Source organism: Trinickia dabaoshanensis (genome assembly GCF_002879885.1).
GTDB lineage: Bacteria > Pseudomonadota > Gammaproteobacteria > Burkholderiales > Burkholderiaceae > Trinickia > Trinickia dabaoshanensis.
Genome location: NZ_PNYA01000091.1, coordinates 1 through 406, shown reverse-complemented (window position 1 = coordinate 406; position 406 = coordinate 1). Strand labels below are relative to the sequence as shown.

Sequence of the window (406 nt, the reverse complement as noted above, 5' to 3'; positions counted from 1 at the left end):
GCATTACACAATTTATTGCAGGAATATCCGCAGTAAAATCTTCCGAAGCCGGACTGGGCGCGCTCAGCGCCACATCCGGCTTCGGCAAACTACAAATCCAACACCAGGCGTTTACCCTTCGCACGCGAACAACAGATCAACATACTTTGCTGGCTTGCACGCTCTTCATCGCTAAAATACTGATCCCGATGGTCAGCTTCACCTTCCAGTATTGCCGTTTCGCAGGTTCCGCATACCCCTTCACGACATAAACATTCCACTTTCGCGGCTTTATTATTTTCAATAACCTGCAAAATAGTCATCTCTTCCGGCACCACAAACTCTTTTCCGGAACGGGCAAGCACCAGGGTAAATGCATCGCCGGTTTTGTCTTCGATAGCAAATTGCTCAAAGTGCAGCGTATCGG

At 48.8% G+C, this 406-nt stretch carries 1 pseudogene; it reads right to left on the bottom strand.

Features of this window, described 5'->3' with window-relative positions:
* Positions 1-89 precede the first annotated feature (89 nt).
* Positions 90-406 (bottom strand): annotated as a pseudogene (gene yeaX, locus C0Z18_RS32510) (carnitine monooxygenase reductase subunit YeaX); the annotation flags it as partial.